Annotated in this window: 22 protein-coding genes and 1 riboswitch; of the genes, 1 reads left to right on the top strand and 21 read right to left on the bottom strand. The window is 68.3% G+C overall.

The window, feature by feature from the left end:
* Positions 1-52: 52 nt before the first annotated feature.
* Positions 53-178: riboswitch (FMN riboswitch) on the bottom strand.
* A gap of 65 nt (positions 179-243) precedes the next feature.
* The 16 genes from rpe to pyrR are packed head-to-tail and all read right to left on the bottom strand — an operon-like array spanning position 244 to position 17,882.
* Positions 244-906, bottom strand: a complete 663-nt coding sequence (gene rpe, locus M3C25_RS01060; protein WP_259854613.1) for a ribulose-phosphate 3-epimerase — start codon at positions 904-906, stop codon at positions 244-246.
* A gap of 25 nt (positions 907-931) precedes the next feature.
* Complete coding sequence (locus tag M3C25_RS01055; protein ID WP_259854612.1) at positions 932-2,398, bottom strand: RsmB/NOP family class I SAM-dependent RNA methyltransferase; 1,467 nt, start codon at positions 2,396-2,398, stop codon at positions 932-934.
* Positions 2,391-3,335, bottom strand: coding sequence for a methionyl-tRNA formyltransferase (gene fmt / locus M3C25_RS01050; RefSeq protein ID WP_259854611.1), 945 nt, complete (start codon positions 3,333-3,335; stop codon positions 2,391-2,393). The genes M3C25_RS01055 and fmt overlap by 8 nt, the downstream gene beginning before the upstream one ends.
* A gap of 30 nt (positions 3,336-3,365) precedes the next feature.
* Complete coding sequence (locus M3C25_RS01045; protein WP_259854610.1) at positions 3,366-5,444, bottom strand: primosomal protein N' family DNA-binding protein; 2,079 nt, start codon at positions 5,442-5,444, stop codon at positions 3,366-3,368.
* A gap of 21 nt (positions 5,445-5,465) precedes the next feature.
* On the bottom strand, positions 5,466-6,665 hold the full coding sequence (gene metK, locus M3C25_RS01040) for a methionine adenosyltransferase (RefSeq protein WP_259854608.1): 1,200 nt from the start codon (positions 6,663-6,665) through the stop codon (positions 5,466-5,468).
* Positions 6,666-6,674: 9 nt separating this feature from the next.
* On the bottom strand, positions 6,675-7,946 hold the full coding sequence (gene coaBC / locus M3C25_RS01035) for a bifunctional phosphopantothenoylcysteine decarboxylase/phosphopantothenate--cysteine ligase CoaBC (RefSeq protein WP_259854606.1): 1,272 nt from the start codon (positions 7,944-7,946) through the stop codon (positions 6,675-6,677).
* Complete coding sequence (gene rpoZ / locus M3C25_RS01030; protein WP_170274197.1) at positions 7,943-8,281, bottom strand: DNA-directed RNA polymerase subunit omega; 339 nt, start codon at positions 8,279-8,281, stop codon at positions 7,943-7,945. The genes coaBC and rpoZ overlap by 4 nt, the downstream gene beginning before the upstream one ends.
* Positions 8,282-8,291: 10 nt before the next feature.
* Positions 8,292-8,867 (bottom strand): guanylate kinase, encoded by a 576-nt coding sequence (gene gmk, locus M3C25_RS01025; protein ID WP_165882837.1) that lies wholly within the window; start codon positions 8,865-8,867, stop codon positions 8,292-8,294.
* Positions 8,864-9,181, bottom strand: a complete 318-nt coding sequence (gene mihF, locus M3C25_RS01020; RefSeq protein WP_165882836.1) for an integration host factor, actinobacterial type — start codon at positions 9,179-9,181, stop codon at positions 8,864-8,866. The genes gmk and mihF overlap by 4 nt, the downstream gene beginning before the upstream one ends.
* Before the next feature lie 41 nt (positions 9,182-9,222).
* On the bottom strand, positions 9,223-10,098 hold the full coding sequence (gene pyrF, locus M3C25_RS01015) for an orotidine-5'-phosphate decarboxylase (protein ID WP_259854605.1): 876 nt from the start codon (positions 10,096-10,098) through the stop codon (positions 9,223-9,225).
* Complete coding sequence (gene carB / locus M3C25_RS01010; RefSeq protein ID WP_259854603.1) at positions 10,095-13,367, bottom strand: carbamoyl-phosphate synthase large subunit; 3,273 nt, start codon at positions 13,365-13,367, stop codon at positions 10,095-10,097. The genes pyrF and carB overlap by 4 nt, the downstream gene beginning before the upstream one ends.
* Positions 13,360-14,550, bottom strand: coding sequence for a glutamine-hydrolyzing carbamoyl-phosphate synthase small subunit (carA, locus tag M3C25_RS01005; RefSeq protein ID WP_259854601.1), 1,191 nt, complete (start codon positions 14,548-14,550; stop codon positions 13,360-13,362). The genes carB and carA overlap by 8 nt, the downstream gene beginning before the upstream one ends.
* Positions 14,547-15,041 carry a PH-like domain-containing protein gene (locus M3C25_RS01000; RefSeq protein ID WP_259844971.1) on the bottom strand — a complete coding sequence of 165 codons (495 nt, stop codon included), beginning with the start codon at positions 15,039-15,041 and terminating at the stop codon, positions 14,547-14,549. The genes carA and M3C25_RS01000 overlap by 4 nt, the downstream gene beginning before the upstream one ends.
* The gene (locus M3C25_RS00995; RefSeq protein ID WP_259854599.1) at positions 15,029-16,342 is read right to left on the bottom strand and encodes a dihydroorotase; all 1,314 of its coding nucleotides are present in this window, start codon (positions 16,340-16,342) and stop codon (positions 15,029-15,031) included. Before M3C25_RS00995 ends, M3C25_RS01000 begins: the two co-directional genes overlap by 13 nt.
* Positions 16,339-17,313 carry an aspartate carbamoyltransferase catalytic subunit gene (locus M3C25_RS00990; protein ID WP_170274203.1) on the bottom strand — a complete coding sequence of 325 codons (975 nt, stop codon included), beginning with the start codon at positions 17,311-17,313 and terminating at the stop codon, positions 16,339-16,341. The genes M3C25_RS00995 and M3C25_RS00990 overlap by 4 nt, the downstream gene beginning before the upstream one ends.
* On the bottom strand, positions 17,310-17,882 hold the full coding sequence (pyrR, locus tag M3C25_RS00985; RefSeq protein ID WP_259833614.1) for a bifunctional pyr operon transcriptional regulator/uracil phosphoribosyltransferase PyrR: 573 nt from the start codon (positions 17,880-17,882) through the stop codon (positions 17,310-17,312). Before pyrR ends, M3C25_RS00990 begins: the two co-directional genes overlap by 4 nt.
* 207 nt (positions 17,883-18,089) lie before the next feature.
* Between pyrR and M3C25_RS00980 the strand changes: the two genes are divergently transcribed.
* Entirely contained in the window at positions 18,090-19,178 is a 1,089-nt protein-coding gene (locus M3C25_RS00980; RefSeq protein WP_259854596.1) for an alpha/beta fold hydrolase, read from the top strand.
* Positions 19,179-19,264: 86 nt separating this feature from the next.
* Here the strand turns inward: M3C25_RS00980 and nusB are convergent, their stop codons facing one another.
* From nusB to aroC, 5 genes are all read right to left on the bottom strand, one after another.
* Entirely contained in the window at positions 19,265-19,813 is a 549-nt protein-coding gene (nusB, locus tag M3C25_RS00975; protein WP_259854595.1) for a transcription antitermination factor NusB, read from the bottom strand.
* Positions 19,810-20,373 carry an elongation factor P gene (gene efp, locus M3C25_RS00970; protein WP_102160310.1) on the bottom strand — a complete coding sequence of 188 codons (564 nt, stop codon included), beginning with the start codon at positions 20,371-20,373 and terminating at the stop codon, positions 19,810-19,812. Before efp ends, nusB begins: the two co-directional genes overlap by 4 nt.
* An 84-nt stretch (positions 20,374-20,457) precedes the next feature.
* Positions 20,458-21,561 (bottom strand): 3-dehydroquinate synthase, encoded by a 1,104-nt coding sequence (gene aroB / locus M3C25_RS00965; RefSeq protein WP_259854594.1) that lies wholly within the window; start codon positions 21,559-21,561, stop codon positions 20,458-20,460.
* Positions 21,558-22,262: a shikimate kinase gene (locus M3C25_RS00960; protein WP_259854592.1), complete on the bottom strand. Its 705-nt coding sequence runs from the start codon at positions 22,260-22,262 to the stop codon at positions 21,558-21,560. The genes aroB and M3C25_RS00960 overlap by 4 nt, the downstream gene beginning before the upstream one ends.
* Positions 22,259-23,452 (bottom strand): chorismate synthase, encoded by a 1,194-nt coding sequence (gene aroC, locus M3C25_RS00955; protein ID WP_259854590.1) that lies wholly within the window; start codon positions 23,450-23,452, stop codon positions 22,259-22,261. The genes M3C25_RS00960 and aroC overlap by 4 nt, the downstream gene beginning before the upstream one ends.
* Between the last annotated feature and the right edge of the window lie 6 nt (positions 23,453-23,458).

The raw sequence follows: 23,458 nt of genomic DNA, 5'->3' as shown, positions 1-23,458 counted from the left end.
GCGGTGGCGCCGCGTAGGCTCAGGCACATATCGCCATCAGCTGCGCGGACGCAGACGTGCTTCCTCCCATCCGGACTTTCACCGTCGGTACTGGAATCCCACCAGTTCAGCCCCGTCGGAACGGGGGTCGCGGACTGTCACCGCCGGCTCGGACTTTCACCGACCCCGGAGCACGTACTCCTGGTGGCACTATAGGCTCTGGCTCACATGCGCGGCAACTTCTGTCTTGCCGCGCATGCCTGTTCAGCGCAGGGCGTCGAGGGCGAGTTCGCGCAGCTCTTCGATCGCTGCGCTGCGGTTTTCAGCGCTGTATACGGCGGAGCCTGCCACGAGCACATTCGCTCCGGCGGCCACAGCGCGGGCCACAGTCGTGGCTGAGACTCCCCCGTCGACCTGCAGCTGTACTTCGAGACCGGCGTCTTCGATCGCCTGGCGGGTGCGGGCCACCTTCGGCAGGCACACGTCGAGGAATGACTGGCCGCCGAATCCGGGTTCGACGGTCATGATGAGGATCTGGTCGAACTCGGCCAGCAGGTCGATGTAGGGCTCGATCGGAGTGGCCGGGCGGATCGCCAGCGAGGCCTTCGCCCCGAGTGCGCGGATCTCGCGGGCCAGCCGGACAGGGGCCGCGGAGGCTTCGGCGTGGAAGCTGACCGATGCGCAGCCCATCTCCGCGTAGACCTGGGCGTGCCAGTCGGCCTGCTCGATCATGAGATGTGCGTCGATGGGGATCGGCGAGACCTCACGGATCCGCTCGACGACCGGCGGGCCGAAGGTGAGGTTGGGAACGAAGTGGTTGTCCATGACGTCGACGTGGGCCATATCGGCTGCTGAGATCGCGTCGAGTTCCTCGGACAGGCGGGAGAAGTCACAGGACAGGATGCTGGGATGAATGCGAATGCTCACCCTCCCAGCATAGAGCCTCAGCGCTTCAGCCGGTGCGGCGCAGCAGTGCCAGGAACATCCCGTCAGTGCCGTGCACGTGCGGCCACAGCTGCACGGCCTGCCCGGTGCCGATCGGCGCCGAGGCGAACTGGGCGGCCTCCTGGCCGGTGACGTCTGCGAGGATCGCCGGCGCGTCAAGCACCTCGACGTCCGTGCCCGAGGCGGTGAGCACCTCGGTGACGATGTTGATCGTCTCCCCGTGGTGGGGCGAGCAGGTGGTGTAGGCCACGACTCCCCCGGGTGCGGTGAGCTCGATCGCCCGGGTCAGCAGTTCGCGCTGGATGGGCTGCAGTGCCTCGACGTCCTCAGGTTTGCGCCGCCAGCGGGCTTCGGGTCGGCGGCGCAGCGCGCCGAGGCCGGTGCAGGGAACGTCGGCGAGCACGCGGGTGTAGCGGCCGAGGTGCTCGTCTGCCAGGCTGCGGCCGTCGGTGTTGAGGACGGTGACGTCTGCGTCGATGGCGCGTACGGAGTCGCGGACGAGTTCGGCGCGGTGTGCGGAGACGTCGCAGGCGACGACTGGTGTTCCGGTGGCAGCGGCGTCTGCTGCCAGGATGGCAGTCTTGCCGCCGGGCCCGGCGCACAGGTCGAGGACCGGGCCGTCAGGTGCGCAGGCTGCGGTCAGGCCGAGGACTACGAGCTGGGAGCCTTCGTCCTGGACGCGGGCCTGTCCTGCCTGCACCTCAGGAAGTGTGTAGGGGTCTCCGGAGGACAGTTCGACGCCGAGCGGGGACAGCGCGGTGGGCTTTCCGCAGTCGGCGGCGATCGCCTCCCGGTCGGCCAGGCCGGGCAGGGCTGTCAGGCACACGCGGGCGGGCACATTGTCGGCTGCGAGCAGTGCGGTGAGTTCGCCGGCATCGCGCCCGTGGGCGGTGAGCGATCGGCGCAGTGCAGTGACGATCCAGGCCGGGTGCGCGTAGGTCAGCCCGATCTGCTCGTCGTCGCTGGCGCCTCTGGTGACGAGGTCGAGCCACTCGATGCGGGTGCGTTCGCTGATGCGGCGCATGACGGCGTTGACGAAGCCTGCGGCCTTCATGTGCTTAGTCGCCCGCATGAGACCGACGGCTTCGTTGACGGCGGCGTGGGCGGCGGTGTTCATGTCGAGCAGCTGGTGGGCACCCAGCCGCAGGGCATTGCGGGCGGGCGTGTCGAGCTTGCTGACCGGCCGGCCGGCGGCGTGGGCGATGATCGCATCGTAAAGACCGCGGCCGCGCAGGGTGCCGTAGGTCAGTTCGGTTGCCAGCCCGGCGTCGGCGGTGCTCAGCCCGGCACGGCTGAGCCGTGGGGGCAGCAGCAGGTTGGCGTAGGCGTCGTCATCGTCGACGGCGATGAGAACGTCGAAGGCGATGCGCCTACCGGGGTTGACGCGGGTGCGGCCGTGGCTGGCACGGCGGCGTTTGACGCCGGGGCCGGGTTTGCCGGGGGCGGGTTTGCGGTCTCCGCTGGGCTCACGCATCGCCGGGCTCCTCGCTGATGTCGAAGGCGGCCTGGCCGCGGCCGCGCAGGAAGTCGGCGGCGTCCATCATCGCCTTGCCGAAGGGCTGGATGCGTTCGACAGCGACGGCGCCGTCGCTGGTGCCGATGAGCACAGTGCCGTCAGCGGCGGCTGCGAGCCGGCCGGGCTGCTGCCAGGCGGCGCTGCTGAGGTCATCGGCGGCGGTGATGCCGGAGAGCTTGGTGCGCTTGCCGTCCATGAGCGCCCATGGGCCCGGTGCTGGGGTGACGCCGTTGGCGCGGGCGACGAGTTCGGCGGTGGTGGCGGTGAAGGGCAGTTCGGCTTCGTCGGGGGTGATCTTCTCAGCGTGGCTGGTCTCACCGTGCTGTGGGGTGAGTTCGGCGCTGCCGTCTGCGAGCTGATCGAAGGCGGTGACGAGCAGCTCCGCCCCGGTGCGGGCGTAGGAGTCGAGGACCTCTCCGGCCGGTGCCGAGGGCAGGTCGAGTTCCTGCTGGGTGAGGACCGGTCCGGTGTCCATGCCGGTGTCGATGCGGAAGACAGTGACTCCTGAGGTCGTCTGTCCGGCCATGAGCGCCCGCTGGACCGGTGCTGCCCCGCGCCACTGGGGCAGCAGGGAGAAGTGCAGGTTGTACCAGCCGTGCTCACTGATCGACAGGGCACGAGGTCCGGCGATCGCACCGAAGGCGACGACGGCGACGGCATCGGGGCCGAGGGCTTCGAGTTCGTCGAGGATCTCCCCGCGCAGCCGGGCGGCCTCGAGCACCGGGATGCCGGTGGCTAGGGCGCGCTCCTTCACCGGGCTCGGGGTCAGCACGCGCTTGCGGCCGACCGGGGCATCGGGGCGGGTGAGCACGGCGATGACCTCATGGTCGGATTCAAGCAGCGCCTCGAGAGCGGGCACGGCGACGGCGGGGGTTCCTGCGAAGACGATTCTCACCCCGCCAGTCTAACGACCGGGCCGGCCGGTTCAGAGCACGTCGGGATCGTCGACCCGGGCGAAGACGGACTCCTCATGCCGCATGGACCGGGCGGCGACCTCGGCGGCGATGCGCCGGGTGACAGCAGGACCGGAGGCGATCGTCGTGCCGATGATGCGCTCATACGGCTCGTCGTGGGCATAGATGTCCCACACCTCCCCTACCTCGGAGGCCGCAGCGACCACCTCGGCGACGGCGGACCGGTCGCCGCGCAGGCCGATGGTGCGCACGGCCGGCGGGAAGCGCAACTCGCTGCGCGCCTGGTACTGCTCATCGGCCCAGGCGACGGGTGCGAAGTCGGAGATGACCTGCCGAATCGAGGGGTCGTCGTCCATGAGCAGGATGCGCCCGCCGTGCTGCCAGCCGCGCACCAGACAGGCGGCCCGCATGCGGCGAGCAATGGCGCGGTCGGTGGCCTGCAGACCGGGGCCTGGCCACAGCGAATCGAGCAGCAGGGCCAGGGCGTAGCCGTTGTCTGCATACGGTTCGGCGCCTGTGGTGGCGACGATGATGCTCGGTTCGTCTGGGACCCGGTCGATGATGTGGCTGCCGCCCGAGCGGATGACCTTGGTGCCGGGGAAGGCGCGGCCGAGTTCTTCAAAGGTGCGCTCGATGCCGGCGACGACCGACCGGATGGCGTTGCTGGAGCACTGCGGGCAGGTGAAGGTCTCAGCGCGGAAGCCGCAAGCGCGGCAGGCGAACGGACCGGTCTGGGAGGCGGCTTCAAGTTTGCCGGCGCACTGCGGGCATTCGATGACGCTGCGGCAGCCAGCACAGGCCACGACCGGCAGGTAGCCGGCACGCGGGACCTGCACGAGGACAGGTCCGATGGCCGGGGATTCCGTCGTCCGCCCGATCGCTGCCTGGGTGAGGCGGAAGCCGAGTTCGGGCAGCCGCTGATGCTGGTGCGGCGGCAGGTCGTCGGGTGGCAGCTGGCAGATCGGGGCCTGTTGGCGATGAACCGGTCCCGGATAGGTGATCTCACCGAACCAGCCGATGCGCACGAGCCGCTGGATCTCGACGGTGCGGTTGTAGTCAAGGAACAGGGCTGCACTGCCGGTCTGCTGGATGCGGGTGAGCAGCACCTGGCGGGCGTGCGGGTAGGGGGCGTGCTGGTCGAGGTAGTTCTCGTCGCCGTCGTCGAGGCAGATGACGAGGCCGATGTCGGATGTCGGGGCGAAGGCGGCGGCGCGGGTGCCGATGATGAGCCGGCCTGCCCCGTGCAGGGCGCGCACCCAGGCTGACCAGCGGGCGGACTGGCCCTGGTCGGCTGATAGGCGGATGGCCAGCGGCTTGAGGTCGCCGAGGGCGGCTTCGAGGGCTGAGAGTTCGCGGTGATCGGGTACGAGCCACAGCACCGATCGGCCGGTGCGCAGCACGCGGGCGGCTGCGCGCAGTCCGTAGTGGATCCAGCCGGTGCCCGGCATGCTTCCTGGCAGCAGCGCCATGGCTGCGCGCGGGCCGGCAGATGGGCGTCCGGTGTCGGTGGCCTCGGACGGTGTATCGCCGATCCAGGTGTCGAGGGCGGTGAGGTAGTCGGTGAAGTCCGCTGGCTCATCGGTGTGGGCGCTGATCTCATCGCAGATCTGCTGCCGTTCGACTTCGCCCAAGGGTTCGGGTTCTGCTGCACGGGCGCGCTTCTCAGCCGTCGCGTGCCGGGGCGGGATCGCCAGGCGCAGGACATCGGGCAGGGTGCCGGCATAGCGGGAGGCGATCTCCTCGCACAGGGCCCGCAGCCCGGGGGTGAGGACGACGAGGTCGGAGACGACGCGTTCGATGGCGGTGAGTTCGCCGACGTGTTCGGTGCTGTCCTTGCGGGCGACGACGAATCCGGAGATGAGCCGTCCGGCGAAGCGGACCCGCACGCGCACTCCGGGCTGTGCGTCAGCGGCGAGGCTTTCGGTGACGGCGTAATCGAAAGGGCGGGCCAGGTGCGGCAGCTGGGTTTCGACCAGCACCTCGGCGACCGGAAGGTGCGCGGCAGGCGTCTTGCCGCCGCGCACCCTGATGCCGGTGTCGAGGCCGTCGTCATCGCCGTCGTCGGCGATGAGCCGCGGCTGCTGGCTCATGTGTCTGCTCCCCTGACCGGGTCAGGAGCACAGGCGGCGCAGGTCCTCGGCGCGATCCGTGCGCTCCCACGTGAAGTTCTCAACGGTGCGCCCGAAGTGACCGTGGGTGGCGGTCTCGGTGTAGATCGGGCGCTTGAGGTCGAGGCTCTTGATGATCATCGACGGGCGCAGGTCGAAGACCTCGCGGATGGCCGCTTCGATGCGGGCCGGGTCGACGGTTTCGGTGCCGAAGGTCTCGACGTAGAGGCCGACCGGGCGGGCGGAGCCGATCGCGTAGGCGACCTGCACTTCGCAGCGGCGGGCCAGGCCGGCGGCGACGACGTTCTTGGCCACCCAGCGCATCGCATAGGCACCGGAGCGGTCGACCTTCGAGGGGTCCTTGCCGGAGAACGCTCCGCCGCCGTGGCGGGCGAAGCCGCCGTAGGTGTCGACGATGATCTTGCGGCCGGTCAGTCCGGCGTCGCCCATCGGGCCGCCGACGACGAACGGGCCGGCGGGGTTGATGTAGAACTTCGTGGCGGCGGTGTCGAGGCTGAAGTCGGCGAGCACCGGTTCGATGACCTCGCGCTTGACGTCGGCTTCGAGCTGGTGCTGGCCGATCGCGGCATCGTGCTGGGTGGAGACGACAAGTGCCTCGACGGTGCAGGCGGTGTCGCCGTCGTAGCCGATCGTCACCTGGGTCTTGCCGTCGGGCCGCAGGTAGTCCAGCCCGCCGGACTTGCGCACCCGGCTCAGCTGTTCGCTCAGCCGGTGCGCCAGGTGGATCGGCAGGGGCATGAGCACGTCGGTGGAATCATCGGCGTAGCCGAACATGAGCCCCTGGTCGCCGGCGCCGAGCAGCGAGTCGGCATCTTCGACCTCGCCGCCGGTGCGGTGTTCAAGGGAGGTGGTGACAGCATCGGCGATGTTCTGCGACTGCGCGCCGATCGAGACGGACACGCCGCAGGAGTGGCCGTCGAAGCCCTTTTCGGAGGAGTCGTAGCCGATGCCGGTGATGATTCTTCGAGCGATGCCGGCGACATCGGCGTAGCCGTCTGTCGAGACTTCACCGGCGACGTGGACGAGGCCGGTGGTGACCATCGTCTCGACGGCGACGCGGGCGTTGGGGTCCTGGCTCAGCAGTTCGTCGAGGACGCCGTCGCTGATCTGGTCGCAGATCTTGTCGGGGTGTCCTTCGGTGACGGACTCTGAGGTGAATTGGCGAAGATGTTGTGTGCTCACCCGGCCATCCTATCGATTCGCACGGACAGCGACAGCGGCCATGACTTCCTGCGACACATTCTCCTTCGACCCGGCCGTGCGCAGCACCTCGCGCACACCGGCACTCTCACCAGCGGTTCCACCCTCGGAGGCGTCAGCATCAATGCGTTCGTAGACGACGAGGCTGTTGTCATCGCGGTCGAAGGCCTGGCCGGCGGAGACGTCGTTGAGCACGAGCATGTCGCAGCCCTTGCGCAGCAGCTTCTGCTGGGCGAGCTGTTCGGCACTGGCGTCCGGGGAGCCGGTCTCGGCGGCGAATCCGATGATCGTCTGACCCTCGGCGCGGGTGTCGACGAGACCGGCGAGGATGTCGGGGTTCTGCACGAGTTCGATCGTCAGTCCGGAGTCCCCGGATTTCTTCATCTTGTGCGCGGCGGTCTCAGCCGGCCGGTAGTCAGCAACGGCAGCGCACATGATGATGATGTCGGCATCGGGCTGGGCGGCTTGGGCGGCGTCCTGCAGCTCGGCGGTCGTCTCGATGCCGGTGACGGTGATCCGGTCGCTGAGGTTCTCCAGCAGCCGATCGTCGACGTTGGCGGCGATGAGGGTGACATCGGCACCGAGTGCTGCTGCGGCGCGGGCCAGGGCGATGCCCTGTTTGCCTGAGGACCGGTTGCCGAGGAAGCGCACCGGGTCGAGCGGCTCGCGGGTGCCGCCGGCGGTGATGAGCACGCGCCGGCCGGCAAGTGCCGCCTCGGTCTCCGTTCCCGAAGTGCGGGTCCGGTGGACGTCGAGGGCTGCGGTGACGATGTCCTCGGGTTCGGGCAGCCGTCCGGGACCGGAGTCGGCTCCGGTGAGCCGGCCGCTGGCCGGTTCGATGACATGGATGCCGCGTTTGCGCAGCACTGCGACGTTGTCCACGGTGGCGGGATTGAGCCACATCTCGGTGTGCATCGCAGGTGCGAGCACCACCGGTGCGGTGGTGGAGATGACGGTGGCGGTCAGCAGGTCATCGGCGCTTCCGGCGCGCAGCCGGGCGATGAGGTCGGCAGTCGCCGGGGCGATGAGCACGAGATCGGCGTGCTGGCCGATGCGGATGTGCTCGACTTCGTCGATGCGTTCGAACACGCTCGTCTGCACCGGCTGGCCGCTCAGGGCCTCCCAGGTGGCAGCGCCGACGAAGGTGAGCGCCGAGGCAGTGGGCACGACCTTGACGGTGTGCCCGAGTTCTCGCAGGGCGCGGACGACATGACAGGCCTTGTAGGCCGCGATGCCGCCGCTGACCCCTACGACGATGTTCACTGCTCGGTGGGGGTGTCGAAGCTCAGGTCGATGTCGGCTTCAGCGGTCTCGAAGTCCTCGATGACCGGCGCGGCGAAGTCCTCTTCACGCGGCTCGCGGATGAGGATCTTGCCCTCATTGACCTCGCGCAGGGCGATCGACAGCGGCTTCTCGTTCGGCTCCGGGGTCACCAGCGGGCCGACGTTCTCGAGCAGGCCTTCCTGGAGCTGCGCGTAGTAGGCATTGATCTGCCGGGCGCGGCGAGCCGATTCGATGACGAGTTCGTACTTCGAATCCGTCACCGCCAGCAGGTCGTCGATCGGCGGATTGGTGATACCTTTCGGTTCAGCGGACACTCAAACTCCATCAGTTGTCGGGGGTGTTGTCGATTGACAACCCCATCAATGTTACTAGTTCCTCGGCGGCTTCTGAAATGTCGTGGTTGATGACGGTGTGGTCGAACTCGGTCTCAGCGGCGAGTTCTTCCTTCGCAGTCTCCAGCCGGCGGGCCTGTTCCTCTTCGGATTCGGTGCCGCGGCCGATGAGCCGGCGGACGAGCTCATCCCAACTCGGTGGGCCGAGGAACACGAACCTCGCCTCGGGCATCGTCTCCTTGACCTGGCGGGCGCCCTGCAGGTCGATCTCCAGCAGCGGATGCGAACCGGCTTCGAGCGCTTCGCGCACCGGTTTCGCGGGCGTGCCGTAGCGGTACCGGCCGTGCACGGTTGCGTATTCGAGGAGTTCACCGTCGTCGATCATCCGATCGAATTCCTCTTCGGTCACGAAGTAGTAGTCGACGCCGTCGCGTTCGCCCTCACGCGGTGGGCGCGTGGTGGCGGATACGGAGAACCAGATCTGTGGGAAGTTTCTGCGGATGTGTGCGCCGACGGTGCCTTTGCCGACGGCGGTCGGTCCTGCCAGAACAGTCAGTCGTTGTGTCACGCGGTTTCGAATCTCTCCAGGAGTGCGGCCTTCTGGTGCACACCGAGGCCTTTGAGTCGCCGGGATTCGGCGATGCCGATCTGCTCCATGAGCACGGAGGCGCGGCGTTTTCCGACGCCGGGCATGGAGCGCAGCAGGTCATGGACCTTCATCTTGCTCAGTGCTTCGTCGTCTGCTGCTTCCTTCAGGACTGTCGACAGGGATTTCTCACCGCACTTCAGTGCGGCCTTGGCATCTGCCCGAGCCTGCCTGGCCTTGAACGCTTTGTCGAGTGCTGCAGAACGCTGTTCGGGTGTCAGGGGTTGGAGAGCCACGTCTACTCCTTAGTGGTCCAGTCCGCATCAGCAGATTTGTATCAGTGTAGACCGTCTGCACCGGTGAGCGCACGGGTCGTTTCCCGGATGCGCTCCTGAAGCGCCGGAATCGCCGGCCCTGCTGAGAGGATCGTGCGTCCGGCATTCACAATGACACGGCCGTCTGCGAACGCTGCTCCGAACACGGAGTGCAGATCCTCGACTCCCCCGCCCTGAGCGCCGTAGCCCGGTGCCAGGATCGGGTAGTCGCCTGCAGTCAGGTCGATGCCGAGGTCGCGGGCGGCAGTGCCGGTGGTCGCGCCGATGACGACGCCGAGGCGTGGGGCACCGAGCTGTGCGTTGACGTCCCGGACGCCTGCGATCACCTCGGCGGCGACCGATGGGCCGCCGGAGGTGCGCGCATGCTGGACGCTGGCCCCATCTGGATTCGAGGTCAGTGCGAGGACGAAGGCGCCGGTGCCGTAGGTGCGTGCGCACTCGAAGGCCGGTTCGAGTGAGCCGAAGCCCAGGTACGGCGAGAGGGTCACGGCGTGGGCGTACAGCGGGGAGGCCGGGTTCATGTAGGCCTCGGCGTAGCCTGCCATTGTCGAGCCGATGTCTCCACGTTTGATGTCGAGGATCGTCGACAGCCCGGCATCGTGGGCAGCACCGAGGACGTCTTCGAGGGCGGCGAGGCCGCGGGAGCCGTGGCGTTCGAAGAACGCCGCCTGCGGTTTGACCGTCCCGCACTCCCCTGCCGCCGCCTCGACGACGCGCAGCCCGAAGTCGCGCACCCCGGCTGCCGAATCCGGCAGCGACCAGTCGGCCAGCAGCCCGGCGTGTGGGTCGATGCCGACGCACAGCCGGGTCCGGTTGGCCTGCGGCCAGTCGCGTCCGTAGTCGCGCTCGGGCTGGGCGCCCGTGTCGTGTTGGCTCATGCCCAGTCCTGCAGGGAGCGCACATCGAAGGCCGCTGCCCGCTGGCCTTCGATCGCGGTGACCGCGGCGGTGAATTCGGCGACCGTGGTCACCAGCGGGATCGACGAGGCGACGGCGGCTGCGCGGATCTCGTAGCCGTCAGCACGCTCCTGCCGGCCGGCCGGCACATTGATAACAAGGTCGATGCGGCCTTCGGTGATGTCATCGAGGATCGTGCGCTCACCTTCGGCGGCCTCGTAGTACTTCGCGATCCGGGTGCTGGTGATGCCGTAGCGGTCGAGCATCGCCGCGGTCCCGGCGGTGGCGACGACGTCGAAGCCTATGTCGACGAGCTGCTTGACCGCCAGCACCGAGGAGCGCTTGTCGCGATCGGCAACCGAGACGAACACCGTGCCCGAGGTGGGAAGGGCGGCTCCGGCTGCGAGCTCGGCTTTGGCGAAGGCGACGGGGAAGGCGGTGTCGATGCCCATCACCTCGCCGGTCGAGCGCATCTCAGGACCGAGGATCGAGTCGACGACCTTGCCGTCGACGGTGCGGAACCGGCGGAAGGGCAGCACCGCCTCCTTGACGGCGACCGGGTGGTCATCCGGCAGGGTCGAGCCGTCGTGTTCGGCGGCGAGGATGCTGCCGCGCAGCTCTCTGATCGACTTGCCGACGGCGATGAGCGCGGCGGCCTTGGCCAGCGGCACCGCGGTGGCCTTCGAGACGAACGGCACCGTGCGGGAGGCGCGCGGGTTTGCCTCGATGACGTAGAGGACGTCAGCGGCGACGGCGAACTGGATGTTGATGAGGCCGCGCACGTTCGTGCCGCGGGCGATCGCGGCGGTGGCGTTGCGGACCTGCTCGATGACGTTCTCCCCCAGGGTCAGGGCCGGCAGCACCGAGGCGGAGTCACCGGAGTGGATGCCGGCCTCCTCGATGTGCTCCATGATCCCGCCGATGTAGGTCTCGTTGCCGTCGTAGAGGGCGTCGACGTCGATCTCGACGGCGTCTTCGAGGAACCGGTCGACGAGCACCGGCCGGTCGATCGAGACCTCGGTGGCCGTTGCCATGTAGTTCATCAGCTGTTCGGTGTCGTAGACGATCTGCATGCCGCGGCCGCCGAGCACGTAGCTGGGGCGCACGAGCACCGGGTAGCCGATGTCCTCGGCGATCGACTGGGCCTCATCGTAGGTCGTGGCGGTCCCGTGCTTGGGCGCGCGCAGCCCGGCTTCGGCGAGCACCTGGCCGAACTCGCCGCGGTCCTCGGCCAGGTCGATGGCCTCCGGCTGGGTGCCAAGCACCGGCACGCCGGCGGCCTTGAGCTGGTCGGCCAAGCCGAGCGGAGTCTGCCCGCCGAGGGTGCACACGACGCCGGCGACAGGCCCGGCCTGCTTCTCAGCATGGTAGATCTCCATGACGTCTTCGAACGTCAACGGTTCGAAGTACAGCCGGTCGGCGGTGTCGTAGTCGGTTGAGACGGTCTCGGGGTTGCAGTTGACCATGATCGTCTCGTAGCCGCCCTCGGCCAGTGCCATGGTGGCGTGCACGCACGAGTAGTCGAATTCGATGCCCTGGCCGATCCGGTTGGGACCGGAGCCGAGGATGATGACGGCCTCGCGTTCGCGCGGGGACACCTCGGTCTCGTCGTCGTAGCTGGAGTAGTGGTACGGGGTCTTCGCCTCGAACTCGCCAGCGCACGTGTCGACGGTCTTGAACACCGGGCGCAGCCCGAGTGCCTGGCGCACGGCGGTGACGACGCCTTCGTCGAGGTGGCGCAGCTGGCCGATCTGGGCGTCGGAGAAGCCATGGTTCTTCGCCAGGCGCAGCGTTTCGACGTCGAGGCTCTCAGCGGCGGCAATCTCCTCGGCGACATCATTGATGAGCTGGATCTGGTCGAGGAACCAGGGGTCGATGTCGCAGGCCTCGTGGACCTCCTCGACGCTCATGCCGGCGGCCAGTGCCCGCTGCACGGTGTAGAGGCGCTCGGTGGTGGCATGGCCGAGGTCGCGGATGACCTGGGCGCGCGCGGCATCGGTGGAGATGTCGAGCGGGTCGTTCCACGAGAACGAGGAGTTCTTCTGCTCGATCGAGCGCATCGCCTTCTGCAGGGCGGTGGTGAAGTTCCGGCCCAGGGCCATCGCCTCGCCGACGGACTTCATGGTCGTCGTCAGCGTCGGGTCGGCGGCCGGGAACTTCTCGAAGGCGAACCGCGGGACCTTGACGACGATGTAGTCGAGTGCCGGTTCGAAGGCGGCCGGGGTCACCTCGGTGATGTCGTTGGGGATCTCATCGAGGGTGTAGCCGATCGCCAGCTTCGCGGCGATCTTGGCGATCGGGAAGCCGGTGGCCTTCGACGCCAGTGCTGAGGAGCGGGAGACGCGCGGGTTCATCTCGATGACGACGATGCGCCCGTCATCGGGGTCGATGGCGAACTGGATGTTGCAGCCGCCGGTGTCGACGCCGACTTCGCGGATGACGGCGATGCCGATGTCGCGCATCTCCTGGTATTCGACGTCGGTGAGCGTCAGCGACGGGGCGACGGTGATGGAGTCGCCGGTGTGCACGCCCACGGGGTCGACGTTCTCGATCGAGCACACGACGACGACATTGTCGTTCTTGTCGCGCATGAGCTCGAGTTCGTACTCCTTCCAGCCGAGGATGCTCTCCTCAAGCAGCACCTCATGGGTCAGGGAGTCGACGAGTCCGTCGCCGGCGATGCGGCGCAGATCGGCTTCGTTGAAGGCCATGCCGGAGCCGAGCCCGCCCATCGTGAACGAGGGGCGGACGACCATCGGGTAGCCGAGCTCCTCGGCGGCGGCGAGGCATTCCTCCATCGAGTGGCAGATCGCCGAGCGGGCGACCTCGGCACCGCAGCGTTCGACGACCTGTTTGAACTGCTGGCGGTCCTCACCGCGCTGGATCGCCTCGACATCAGCGCCGATGAGCTCGACGCCGTACTTCTCGAGCACACCTGCCTCATGCAGGTTGATCGCGGCGTTGAGCGCGGTCTGCCCACCGAGAGTCGGCAGCAGCGCGTCGGGGCGTTCCTTGGCGATGATCGTCTTGATGACGGCCGGGTCGATCGGCTCGACGTAGGTGGCGTCGGCGAGCTCCGGGTCGGTCATGATCGTCGCCGGGTTGGAGTTGACGAGGATGACCCGCATGCCCTCGCGTTTGAGGACGCGGCAGGCCTGGGTGCCGGAGTAGTCGAACTCGCAGGCCTGGCCGATGACGATCGGCCCGGAGCCGATGACGAGGACTGAGGAGAGATCGTCCCTCTTAGGCATGTGCGTTGTCTCCTTCGCTGGTCTCGATGCTCGGGGTGACGGTGGCGGCGCCGTCGAGCAGTTCGATGAACCGGTCGAACAGGTCGCGGGCGTCGTGCGGCCCGGCAGCGGATTCGGGGTGGAACTGAACGGAGAACGCCGGCAGGTCGAGGCAGCGCAGGCCTTCGACGACGTCGTCGTTGAGTCCGAGGTAGCTGACCTCCACTCGGCCGAGGTGCTCACCGGCAGGCGCGGTGACGACCTCGCGCAGCGGGGCGTCGACGGCGAAGCCGTGATTCTGGGTGGTGATGTGGACCCGTCCGTTGGCGGTGTCGAGGACCGGCTGGTTCGAGCCGCGGTGGCCGAAGGGCAACTTGTAGGTCTCGAAACCCAGTGCCCGGCCGAGCAGCTGGTTGCCGAAGCAGATGCCGAAGAACGGGATCTTGGCCTCCAGCACGCGGGCGAGCACGTCGACGGCGTTCGTCACGCTCGCCGGGTCGCCGGGGCCGTTGGAGAAGAACACGCCGTCGGGGTCCAGCTCGGTGAGCTGTTCGAAGGTGAAGTCGGCCGGCACGACGGTCGTCTCGATGCCGCGGGCGGCGAACTGGTCGAGAGTTGTCGTCTTGATGCCGAGGTCGTAGGCGACGACGCTGTGCTTCTTCTCCCCTTCAGCCGGGATCGTGTACGGCTGCTCGCAGGTGACTTCTGCGCTCAGGTTCGCCCCTGCCATCGGTTCGGCAGCGCGCACCTCGGCGAGCAGCTCTGCGTTCGGGCGCTGCGCCTCGGGACCGGAGAAGATCCCGGCGCGCATCGCGCCTTTGTCCCGCAGGTGGCGGGTGAGTGCGCGGGTGTCGATGTCGGTGATGCCGACGATGCCGCGGTCGGCCAGCCGGGCTTCGAGGTCGCCGGTGGCCCGCCAGTTCGACCGGCGGCGGGCGGCGTCGCGGACGACGTAGCCGGCGACCCAGATGTCGCGGGATTCGTCGTCTTCGTCGTTGACGCCGGTGTTGCCGATGTGCGGCATCGTCTGGATGACGATCTGGCGCCGGTACGACGGGTCGGTCAGGGTCTCCTGGTAGCCGGTCATCGAGGTGACGAACACGGCCTCGCCGGTGGTCGAGCCCTCAGCGCCGTAGGCGCGGCCGGTCAGTGTGCGGCCGTCGTCGAGGACGAGAACGGCAGGTGGGCGCTGGTGCAGGGTCATGAGTCCTCCCCGAGGAGCTGGCGGATGGAATTCAGTGTCGGTGTGCGGTCGGCTGCGTGCCGGGGGCGGAAGCCGGTGTCGACGAGGGTGTCGCCGAGCCGCCAGGTGATGATGATGAGCCCGTCGCGTTCGACGAATTTGCCGATCATCCCCGAGTCGGTGCGCACGGCTTCAAGGTCGGCGGTGGGGATGAGCATGTCGGGCACGCCGTCGCGGTCGAGGACGATGCCGGTGCCGCTGATGCCCAGTGAGGCGGTGGTGCGCACGCCGAGGTGGTGGACGGCGACGCGTTCGAGCGGTTCGGCGGCCAGGGTGGTCGCCACATAGGTGCCCGCGACCGGAGGTGAGCTGAGCTTAAGGTCGGCTGCCGGCGCCTCAGGAGCAGGGATGCCGGACTGCCGATGCTTCCGGGACCGCCAGCCCAGCCACATGAGAGCGAAGAGCACGACGATGACGGCTGCGACGATGAGGGTCGGGATCAGGCGATCCATGTGCCGCCTCTCGTGATCGGGTGCGGGTCGGACAGCTGGGAGTCGGTGACGACGCGGTGGCCGTAGAGAATCGTGTGGACGATCCGGGAGGACACCTCGATCCCGGCGAATGGGTTGTTGCGTCCCATCGTCGCGTGGGCATCTGGGGTGATCCGGTCTGCGGCCTCCGGGTCGACGAGCACGAGGTTGGCACCGGTGCCGATCTCCAGGCTGCCCTGTTCGCGCAGGCCGGAGATCCGTGCCGGTGTGGTCGACATGACGCGGGCGATATCGGCCCATCCGAAGTCGTAGTCGGCCATCGCCTCGACGACGATCGGCAGCGCTGACTCCATGCCGACCATGCCCATCGCCGCAGCGGTCCATTCGCAGCACTTGTGCTCGGACGGGTGCGGGGCGTGGTCGGTGCCGATGATGTCGATGGTGCCGTCGGCCAGGCCGGCGCGCACGGCGTCGACATCGGCCTGGGTGCGCAGCGGCGGGTTGACCTTGTAGACGGGGTCGAAGCTGCGGACGAGCTCATCGGTGAGCATGAGGTGGTGCGGGGTGACCTCGGCGGTGACCTGCACGCCGCGGGACTTCGCCCAGCGCACGAGGTCGACCGCGCCCTTGGTCGACAGGTGGCAGATGTGCAGGCGGGAGCCGACGTGCTCGGCGAGCAGGATGTCGCGGGCGATGATCGCCTCCTCGGCCACCGCCGGCCAGCCGGGCAGGCCGAGTTCGGCAGACACGACGCCTTCGTTCATCTGGGCGTCTTCGGTCAGCCGGGGCTCCTGGGAGTGCTGGGCGATGACTCCGCCGAAGGTCTTGACGTACTCCAGGGCGCGGCGCATGATGAGCGGATCGAACACGCACAGCCCGTCGTCGGAGAAGATCGTCACCCCGGCAGCCGAGCGTGCCATCGCTCCGAGTTCGGCCAGCTGGGTACCCTTCTGCCCGACGGTGACCGCGCCGATCGGAACGACCTCGGTGTAGCCGGCTTCGCGGCCGAGGTGGTAGACCTGCTCGACGACGCCGGCGGTGTCGGCCACCGGTGCGGTGTTGGCCATCGCGTGCACGGCGGTGAAGCCGCCGCGGGCGGCTGACTGGGAGCCGGTGAGCACGGTCTCGGCGTCTTCGCGGCCGGGTTCGCGCAGGTGGGTGTGCAGGTCGACGAGCCCGGGCAGAGCGATGAGCCCGGTGGCCTCGATGACCTCCTCAGGGCTGGTGAGCGAGGCCGGGTCGACGAAGCGGCCGTCTGAGATCGCGATGTCGCCGACCTCCTGGCCGAGGATGTTCGCATCGCGGATGAGCAGCGATGTCATAGGGCACCTTCCTTACCGGTGAGCAGACTGTAGAGCACGGCCATGCGCACGGCCACGCCGTTTTCCACCTGGTTGAGGATGACCGCGCGCGGAGAGTCGGCCGCCTGGGCGCAGATCTCGAAGCCGCGGTTCATCGGGCCCGGATGCATGATCGCCGTGTGCTCGGGCAGTCGGTTGTAGCGGGTGGCGGTCAGGCCCCACAGCCGGCTGTACTCGCGGGTGTTGGGGAAGAACGACTGGTGCATCCGCTCGAACTGCACGCGCAGCATCATGACGGCGTCGAAGTCATAGGCGTCGAGGGCGTTGTCGAAGTCGTAGAACACCTCGGCCGGCCAGGTGTCGACACCCCACGGCAGCAGGGTCGGCGGGGCGATGAGCACGACCCGGGCGCCGAGGGTGGTGAGCAGGTGGACGTTCGAGCGCGCGACCCGGGAGTGGAGGATGTCGCCGACGACGGCGACGGTGGTGCCGGCCAGGTCGGTGCCGCGGGCGCTGCCTCCCGGTCCCGAGGCCGGCGATCCGGTGAGCGTGCGCCGCAGGGTGAAGGAGTCGAGCAGCGCCTGGGTGGGGTGCTCGTGCGTGCCGTCGCCGGCGTTGACGACCCCGGCGTCAATCCAGCCGGTGGTGGCCAGCCGGTAGGGGGTGCCGGAGCCGTTGTGGCGGACGACGACGGCGTCTGCGCCCATCGCGCCGAGCGTCTGGGCGGTGTCCTGCAGACTCTCGCCCTTTGACACGCTCGAGCCCTTGGCGGAGAAGTTGATGACGTCGGCTGAGAGTCGCTTGGCGGCGGCTTCGAAGGAGATGCGGGTGCGGGTGGAGTCCTCGAAGAAGAGGTTGACGACGGTGTGGCCGCGCAACACCGGCAGCTTCTTCACCGAGTGGGTGCTGACCTGGGTCATCTCCTCGGCGACGTCGAGGAGGCCGATGGCGTCCTCCCGGCTGAGGTCTGCGGTCGACAGGAGGTGCTTCATGCCGGGTCTCCCTCCGCCTCGGCGGTCTCGGGCCAGGAGATCGTGACGGTGTCCTCACCGTCGATCTCTTCGAGGCCGACGAAGACGCGCTCGTCGACGGCGGTCGGGAGGTTCTTGCCGACGTGGTCGGCGCGGATCGGCAGGCAGCGGTGGCCGCGGTCGACGAGCACGGCCAGCCGGACGGCCGCCGGGCGTCCGATGTCGGCGATCGCATCGAGAGCTGCGCGGATGGTGCGCCCGGAGAACAGCACATCGTCGACGAGCACGACGGTGCGCCCGTCGATGCCGCCGGGCGGGATGTGGGTGGGTTCGGGTGCGCGCAGCTTGCCGTGGCGCAGGTCGTCGCGGTACATCGTGATGTCGAGGCTGCCGCAGATCTGGGCGGGATCGACGCCGCGTTCGATGTCGGCGATCTTGGCGGTCAGCCGCTGTGCCAGCGGGACGCCGCGGGTGGGAATGCCGAGGATGATGAGGTCGCCGGCGCCTTTGTTGCGCTCGAGGATCTCATGGGCAATCCGCGTGTTGGCGCGGGATATCTCGTCGGCGTTCAGTACAGTGCGAACACGCATGTGCGGTCCCCCTTCTCCGCCTCACGGGACGGTGGTTAAAGGAGTGTCGTCTGCACACGAGTGTACCCCCTCGGCCGGCACCGGACACCGCCTGGGTGGTGCGCCCGGCAAGCTGTGATTAGACTCTCACCAATGCGCGATGCACTCGAGCGCCCCGAGCCCGGCCCCACTGCGCCGGGCGCATACGCCCTTCGTGAGGAGAACCGCGTGAGTTCCGCATCATCACACGCACAGCTGCCCGCCCTCGACCTCGACGTACACACCGCTGGCCTGCCTGCCGAGGTGTCGTTCGCCACCGCGACCTACCCCACCGCCGATGGCGAGCACACCTGCGGCTATCTGCACGCAGGCAGCCAGGCCGATCCGCTCATCGTGTTCCTGCACGGCTGGCCGGAGCTCGGACGCTCCTACGCAGCACTGCTGCCGATGATCGCCGCCGAGGGCTATTTCGCCGTCGCCCCGGATATGCGCGGCTACGGCGCCTCGACGGTCTATGCCGAAACCGCGGCGTATGCGATCGAGAATGCGGTGGCCGATGTGCGCGGACTCATCAGCGCGCTCAAGCCCGGTGAGCACGCCGAGGCGATCGTCGTCGGCCACGATTACGGTGCCCCGGTCGCCTGGTCCTTCGCTGCCGCGTATCCGGAGATGTGCAGGGCGGTGGCTGGGATGTGCGTGCCGCACCTGCCGGCCGGTGCATCGATGACCGCGCATGTCAACCGGTCGATGTACCCGGAGGACACCTTCCCTTACGGCCAGTGGGACTACATGGTCGCTCACCAGCAGATGCCGGAGAAGCTCGCGGCGGAGTTCGATGCCGATGTGCCCGGCTTCATCGCCACGATCATGCGCCGAGGGAACCCGGAGCAGATGTCGAAGCCTGCCCTGCAGGCCACGGTCCGGTCCCGAGGCGGATGGTTCCCTGATGGCGTGCCGTTCCGGGAGCGCGATGGCCGGGTGCTGACTGCCGAGGACTACGACGCGCTTGTCGCCTCGCTCTCACGCACCGGTTTCGCCTACCCCAACGCGTGGTACCGCAACGTCGAAGCGAATGCCGCGTTCACCGAGAGCCTGCCCGGCGGTGGGCGGATCACTCAGCCGGCACTGTTCGTCCACGCCCGCTACGACCAGGTCTGCGACACTCTCGGTTCGACGATGGCAGAGCCGATGCGCGAGGCGATCCCGCAGCTGACGGAGCGCATCATCGAGGCGGGTCACTGGGTGGTGCAGGAGAAACCGATCCACACCACCGAAGTGCTCACCGACTGGCTCAGCTCCGTCCGCCAGGAAGGCTGAAGCGCTCAGAAGCGCAACGTGAAGCCCCGGTCACCGAGCTGTCGGTGACCGGGGCTTCGTCGTTGTTGCAGATCGCGCTTGCGCTGTCAGGCAGACGGATCGGAGTCGTCTGCCTCGGGCGAGTCGTCGCTGGAGCCTTGAGCAGCGGATGCGTCGTCGACAAGCGTGAGCGTCGACCCGCTCGGCACGTTGGAAGCGGTTGCCTTGGGGGCAGCCACAGCCGGCTGTGCCTCACCGGTCCGCCGTTTGCGGCTGACCGCGTCGAGCACGGCGTTGATGAAGGCCGGGGATTCGTCACGGGAGTACACACGACTGAGCGCGACGGCTTCGGAGATCGCAACGGGATCGTCGATGTCGTCGTTGTGCATGATCTCCCAGATGCCCATGCGCAGCAGCGCCCGGTCGACAGCAGGCATGCGGGAGACTGGCCAGTCGGTGACGAACTCCTCGATGAGTCCGTCGATCTCATCACGGTGATCGACGACGCCGGTGACGATCTCAACGGCGTAGGGTTTCATCGGGTAGTCCGGATCGCCCGAGCGCATGCGGATGAGCTCGGGTGCCGGCAGGCGGCGCTGCTCAGACTCGAAGAGCAGTTCGAGGGCGCGCTTGCGCGCGCGGGACCGGGAGCTCACTCCTTGACGCGGCCGAGGTATTCGCCCGAGCGGGTGTCGACCTTGACCTTGGTGCCCTCTTCGAGGAACAGCGGCACCTGGATCTCGTATCCGGTCTCGACGGTTGCCGGCTTCGAACCGCCGGTCGAGCGGTCGCCCTGCAGTCCGGGTTCGGTGTGGGTGATGGCCAGCTCGACGCTCGGCGGCAGCTCGATGTATAGGGCTGCACCATCGTGGAAGGCCACCTGGACCTTCTGGTTCTCGAGCATGAAGTTCGCGGAGTCGCCGACGAGTTCGGGGGCGAGGGAGACCTGGTCGTAGTCCTCCAGGTCCATGAAGACGTAGTCGGTGCCGTCGTTGTAGAGGTATTCCATGTCGCGGCGGTCGACGTTGGCGGTCTCGACCTTGGTGCCGGCGTTGAACGTCTTGTCGATGATCTTGCCGGAGGTGACGTTCTTGAGCTTCGTGCGCACGAAAGCCGGCCCCTTGCCGGGCTTGACGTGGAGGAACTCAAGCACCTGCCACAGCTGGTTCTCGATCTTGAGGACCATGCCGTTCTTCAAGTCGTTGGTCGTTGCCAATGCAAATCCTTCGCAGTCGATGACGGCGGCGCCGTTCGCGGCGCACCAGGGGTCAAGTGTAGCAAGGCCTTTCGGCCTGTCAGGTCAGCTCAGCCGGGTGACCGGCGATTCGGTGCCGATCGCCTGGTAGGCGGTGTAGAGCAGGCTGGTGTCGGCGGCTTCGAGGACGCCGGGGCTGGCCAGGTCGTCGAGGACGATGAAGCGCATGAGGCTTCCGCGGGCCTTCTTGTCCCGGCGCATCGTCTCCAGCAGCTGCGGCCATTTGTCGCCGCGGTAGCCGGTCGGCAGGCCGAGGTGCTCGAGCACGCTGCGGTGCCTGTCGACGATCGCAGCGTCGAGGTTGCGGGTCATCGCCGAGAGTTCGGCGGCGAACATCATGCCGACGGCTACGGCCGCTCCGTGGCGCCACTGGTAGCGTTCGGTGCGTTCGATCGCGTGCCCGAGGGTGTGACCGTAGTTGAGGAACTCGCGGCGGCCGGATTCCTTGAAGTCATCGGAGACGACGTCGGCTTTGACCTGGATGGAGCGTTCGATGATCTCACGCAGCTGCGGCGAGGTGTGGTCTGCCAGCTGCTCCCGAGGTGTCGATTCGATGATCTCAAGGATCGCCGGGTCGGCGATGAAGCCGCATTTGACCGCCTCAGCCAGGCCGGTGAACAGCTCGTTCTCCGGCAGAGTGGCCAGCGTGTCGGTATCGGCGAGGACACCGGCTGGGGCGTGGAAGGCGCCGACGAGGTTCTTGCCCTCGGCGGTGTTGATGCCGGTCTTGCCGCCGATCGCGGCATCGACCATGCCGAGCACCGTGGTCGGGATGGTCACGAAGCGGATGCCGCGCAGCCAGGTGGCGGCGACGAAGCCGGCGAGGTCGGTCACCGCTCCCCCGCCGACGGCAACGATCGCGTCCGAGCGGGTGAAGTCGGCCTGTCCGAGGACCTGCCAGCAGAAGCTGGCGACCTGGATGTGCTTGGCCTCCTCGGCATCGGGGATCTCCGCTGACATCGCTTCGAACCCGGCAGCGCCGAGGTCCTCGCGGACGAGTTCACCGGTGGTGCGCAGTGCCCGCGGATGGATGACGAGCACTTTGCTCACGCGTGAGCCGAGCAGCTCGGGCAGGGTGCCGAGCAGTCCTGAGCCGACGTGGACGCTGTAGTTCCCGCCGCCGGTGACGTCGATGCGCGTGGAGCTCACGCCTCATCACTTCCTTCTGTGTCGTCTGCGTCTGTGCGCTGGCCGTCCTCAGCGTACCCGCCATCGGCGTGTGCTGCTTGGGCCTCGCCCTCGGCGGCGAACTTCGCGTAGTTCTCTGCCCGCTGCAGGCCGGTGAGCACGTCGACGACACGGTTGACGACCGTCGAGGGCGGGTCGTTGGACGCCGAGACGGTCGCGGTGGCCACGGACTCGTAGAGCGGCCGGCGCTCCTCGGCCAGGGCCTTCCAGCGTTCGACCGGGTCCTCGTCGGCCAGCAACGGCCGGTGGGAGCCGTGCAGCCGGGCAGAGGCGGTCTCCTCGTCGATCTCGATGCTCATGACCTTGATCACTGGGTGCTTCAGCTGGGCGCGGGTTCCGGAGTTGAGGATCGCGCCGCCGCCGAGTGAGACGACGCCGGGCCGATCGAGCAGCCGGCGCAGGACACGGCGGACGACCTCGCGTTCGATCTCCCGGAAGCGGGCTTCCCCGCGAGTGCGGAAGATCTCAGCGATCGGCCCGTGGGCGGAGACGATCATCGCGTCGGTGTCGGTGAATGGGATCCCAAGGCGGTCGCCGAGCAGCCGGCCGATCGTCGACTTGCCTGCCGCTGGCGGTCCGATGAGCACGATCCGGGCAGTGGCCGCCGGCACCGGGTCGAGCGGCGGAGCCGGGCGCGGGACGGGCAGGTCCGGCGCGTTCACGAGTGTGAGCGCAGCGTATCCGGGATTGCGGCGAGGTAGGAGTCGAGGTTGCGCTTGACCTCGGCCAGGGAGTCCCCTCCGAACTTCTCGCAGACGGCCTCGGCCACGACCAGGGCGACCATCGCCTCGGCGACGACACCGGCAGCTGGCACGGCGCAGACGTCAGAGCGCTGGTGGTGGGCCCGGGCGGCCTCACCGGTGGTGACGTCGATGGTGTCCAGGGCGCGTGGGACGGTGGCGATGGGCTTCATCGCCGCACGCACGCGCAGGCTCTCACCGGTCGACATGCCTCCTTCAGTGCCGCCGGCGCGGTTGCTGCGGCGGGTGATGCGGCTCTCCGCCCTCTCGATCTCATCATGTGCCGCCGAGCCGCGACGGGCAGCTGTGCGGAAGCCGTCGCCGACTTCGACACCCTTGATCGCCTGGATGCCCATGAGGGCTCCGGCCAGCCGGGAGTCGAGCCTGCGGTCCCAGTGGACGTGGGAGCCGAGTCCTGGAGGCACGCCGTCGACGATGACTTCGACGACTCCGCCGAGGGTGTCGCCGGACTTCTTGGCGTCCTCGACCTCGGCGACCATGCGCGCGGACAGCTCTGCATCGAAGCAGCGCAGCGGGTCGGCATCGAGAGCCGGCACGTCGTCGATGGTCGGCAGAGCTTCCTCACCGGAGCCGGTGACCGGGCCGATGGCCACGGTGTGGGAGAGCACGGTGATGCCGAGTTCGGCGAGCATGCGGGCAGCGACGGCGCCGAGCGCGACGCGCATGGCGGTCTCGCGAGCAGAGGCGCGTTCGAGGATCGGGCGCGCCTCGTCGAAGCCGTACTTCTGCATGCCGACCAGGTCGGCGTGACCGGGGCGGGGGCGTGAGAGCGGGGCGTTGCGTGCCTGGTCGGCGAGCACCTCGGGATCGACCGGATCGGCGCTCATGACGGTTTCCCATTTGGGCCATTCGGTGTTGCCGACTTCGATGGCGATCGGTGAGCCCAGCGTGGAGCCGTGGCGGACACCACCGAGGATGCGCACCTCGTCGGCTTCGAACTTCATGCGGGCGCCGCGGCCGTAGCCGAGCCGGCGCCGCGCCAATGCCTGGGAAATATCGTCGCGAGTGACGGGGACATGGGCCGGGATCCCCTCCAGGATCCCGACAAGTGCCTCTCCGTGTGACTCGCCTGCTGTCAGCCATCTCAACATTCAACC

Origin of the sequence: Brevibacterium luteolum (assembly GCF_025147615.1) — a bacterium.
Taxonomy (GTDB): Bacteria; Actinomycetota; Actinomycetes; order Actinomycetales; family Brevibacteriaceae; genus Brevibacterium; species Brevibacterium luteolum.
This window is presented reverse-complemented; position numbering and strand designations above follow the sequence as displayed.

Bases quoted from the DNA above. Each gene is read 5' to 3' on its own strand.
- M3C25_RS01055 (WP_259854612.1), bottom strand. From the start codon at position 2,398: ATGCGTGAGCCCAGCGGAGACCGCAAACCCGCCCCCGGCAAACCCGGC.
- M3C25_RS01045 (WP_259854610.1), bottom strand. From the start codon at position 5,444: ATGAGCCAGCAGCCGCGGCTCATCGCCGACGACGGCGATGACGACGGC.
- pyrF (WP_259854605.1), bottom strand. From the start codon at position 10,098: ATGAGCCAACACGACACGGGCGCCCAGCCCGAGCGCGACTACGGACGC.
- carB (WP_259854603.1), bottom strand. From the start codon at position 13,367: ATGCCTAAGAGGGACGATCTCTCCTCAGTCCTCGTCATCGGCTCCGGG.
- carA (WP_259854601.1), bottom strand. From the start codon at position 14,550: ATGACCCTGCACCAGCGCCCACCTGCCGTTCTCGTCCTCGACGACGGC.
- M3C25_RS01000 (WP_259844971.1), bottom strand. From the start codon at position 15,041: ATGGATCGCCTGATCCCGACCCTCATCGTCGCAGCCGTCATCGTCGTG.
- M3C25_RS00995 (WP_259854599.1), bottom strand. From the start codon at position 16,342: ATGACATCGCTGCTCATCCGCGATGCGAACATCCTCGGCCAGGAGGTC.
- M3C25_RS00990 (WP_170274203.1), bottom strand. From the start codon at position 17,313: ATGAAGCACCTCCTGTCGACCGCAGACCTCAGCCGGGAGGACGCCATC.
- pyrR (WP_259833614.1), bottom strand. From the start codon at position 17,882: ATGCGTGTTCGCACTGTACTGAACGCCGACGAGATATCCCGCGCCAAC.
- aroC (WP_259854590.1), bottom strand. From the start codon at position 23,452: ATGTTGAGATGGCTGACAGCAGGCGAGTCACACGGAGAGGCACTTGTC.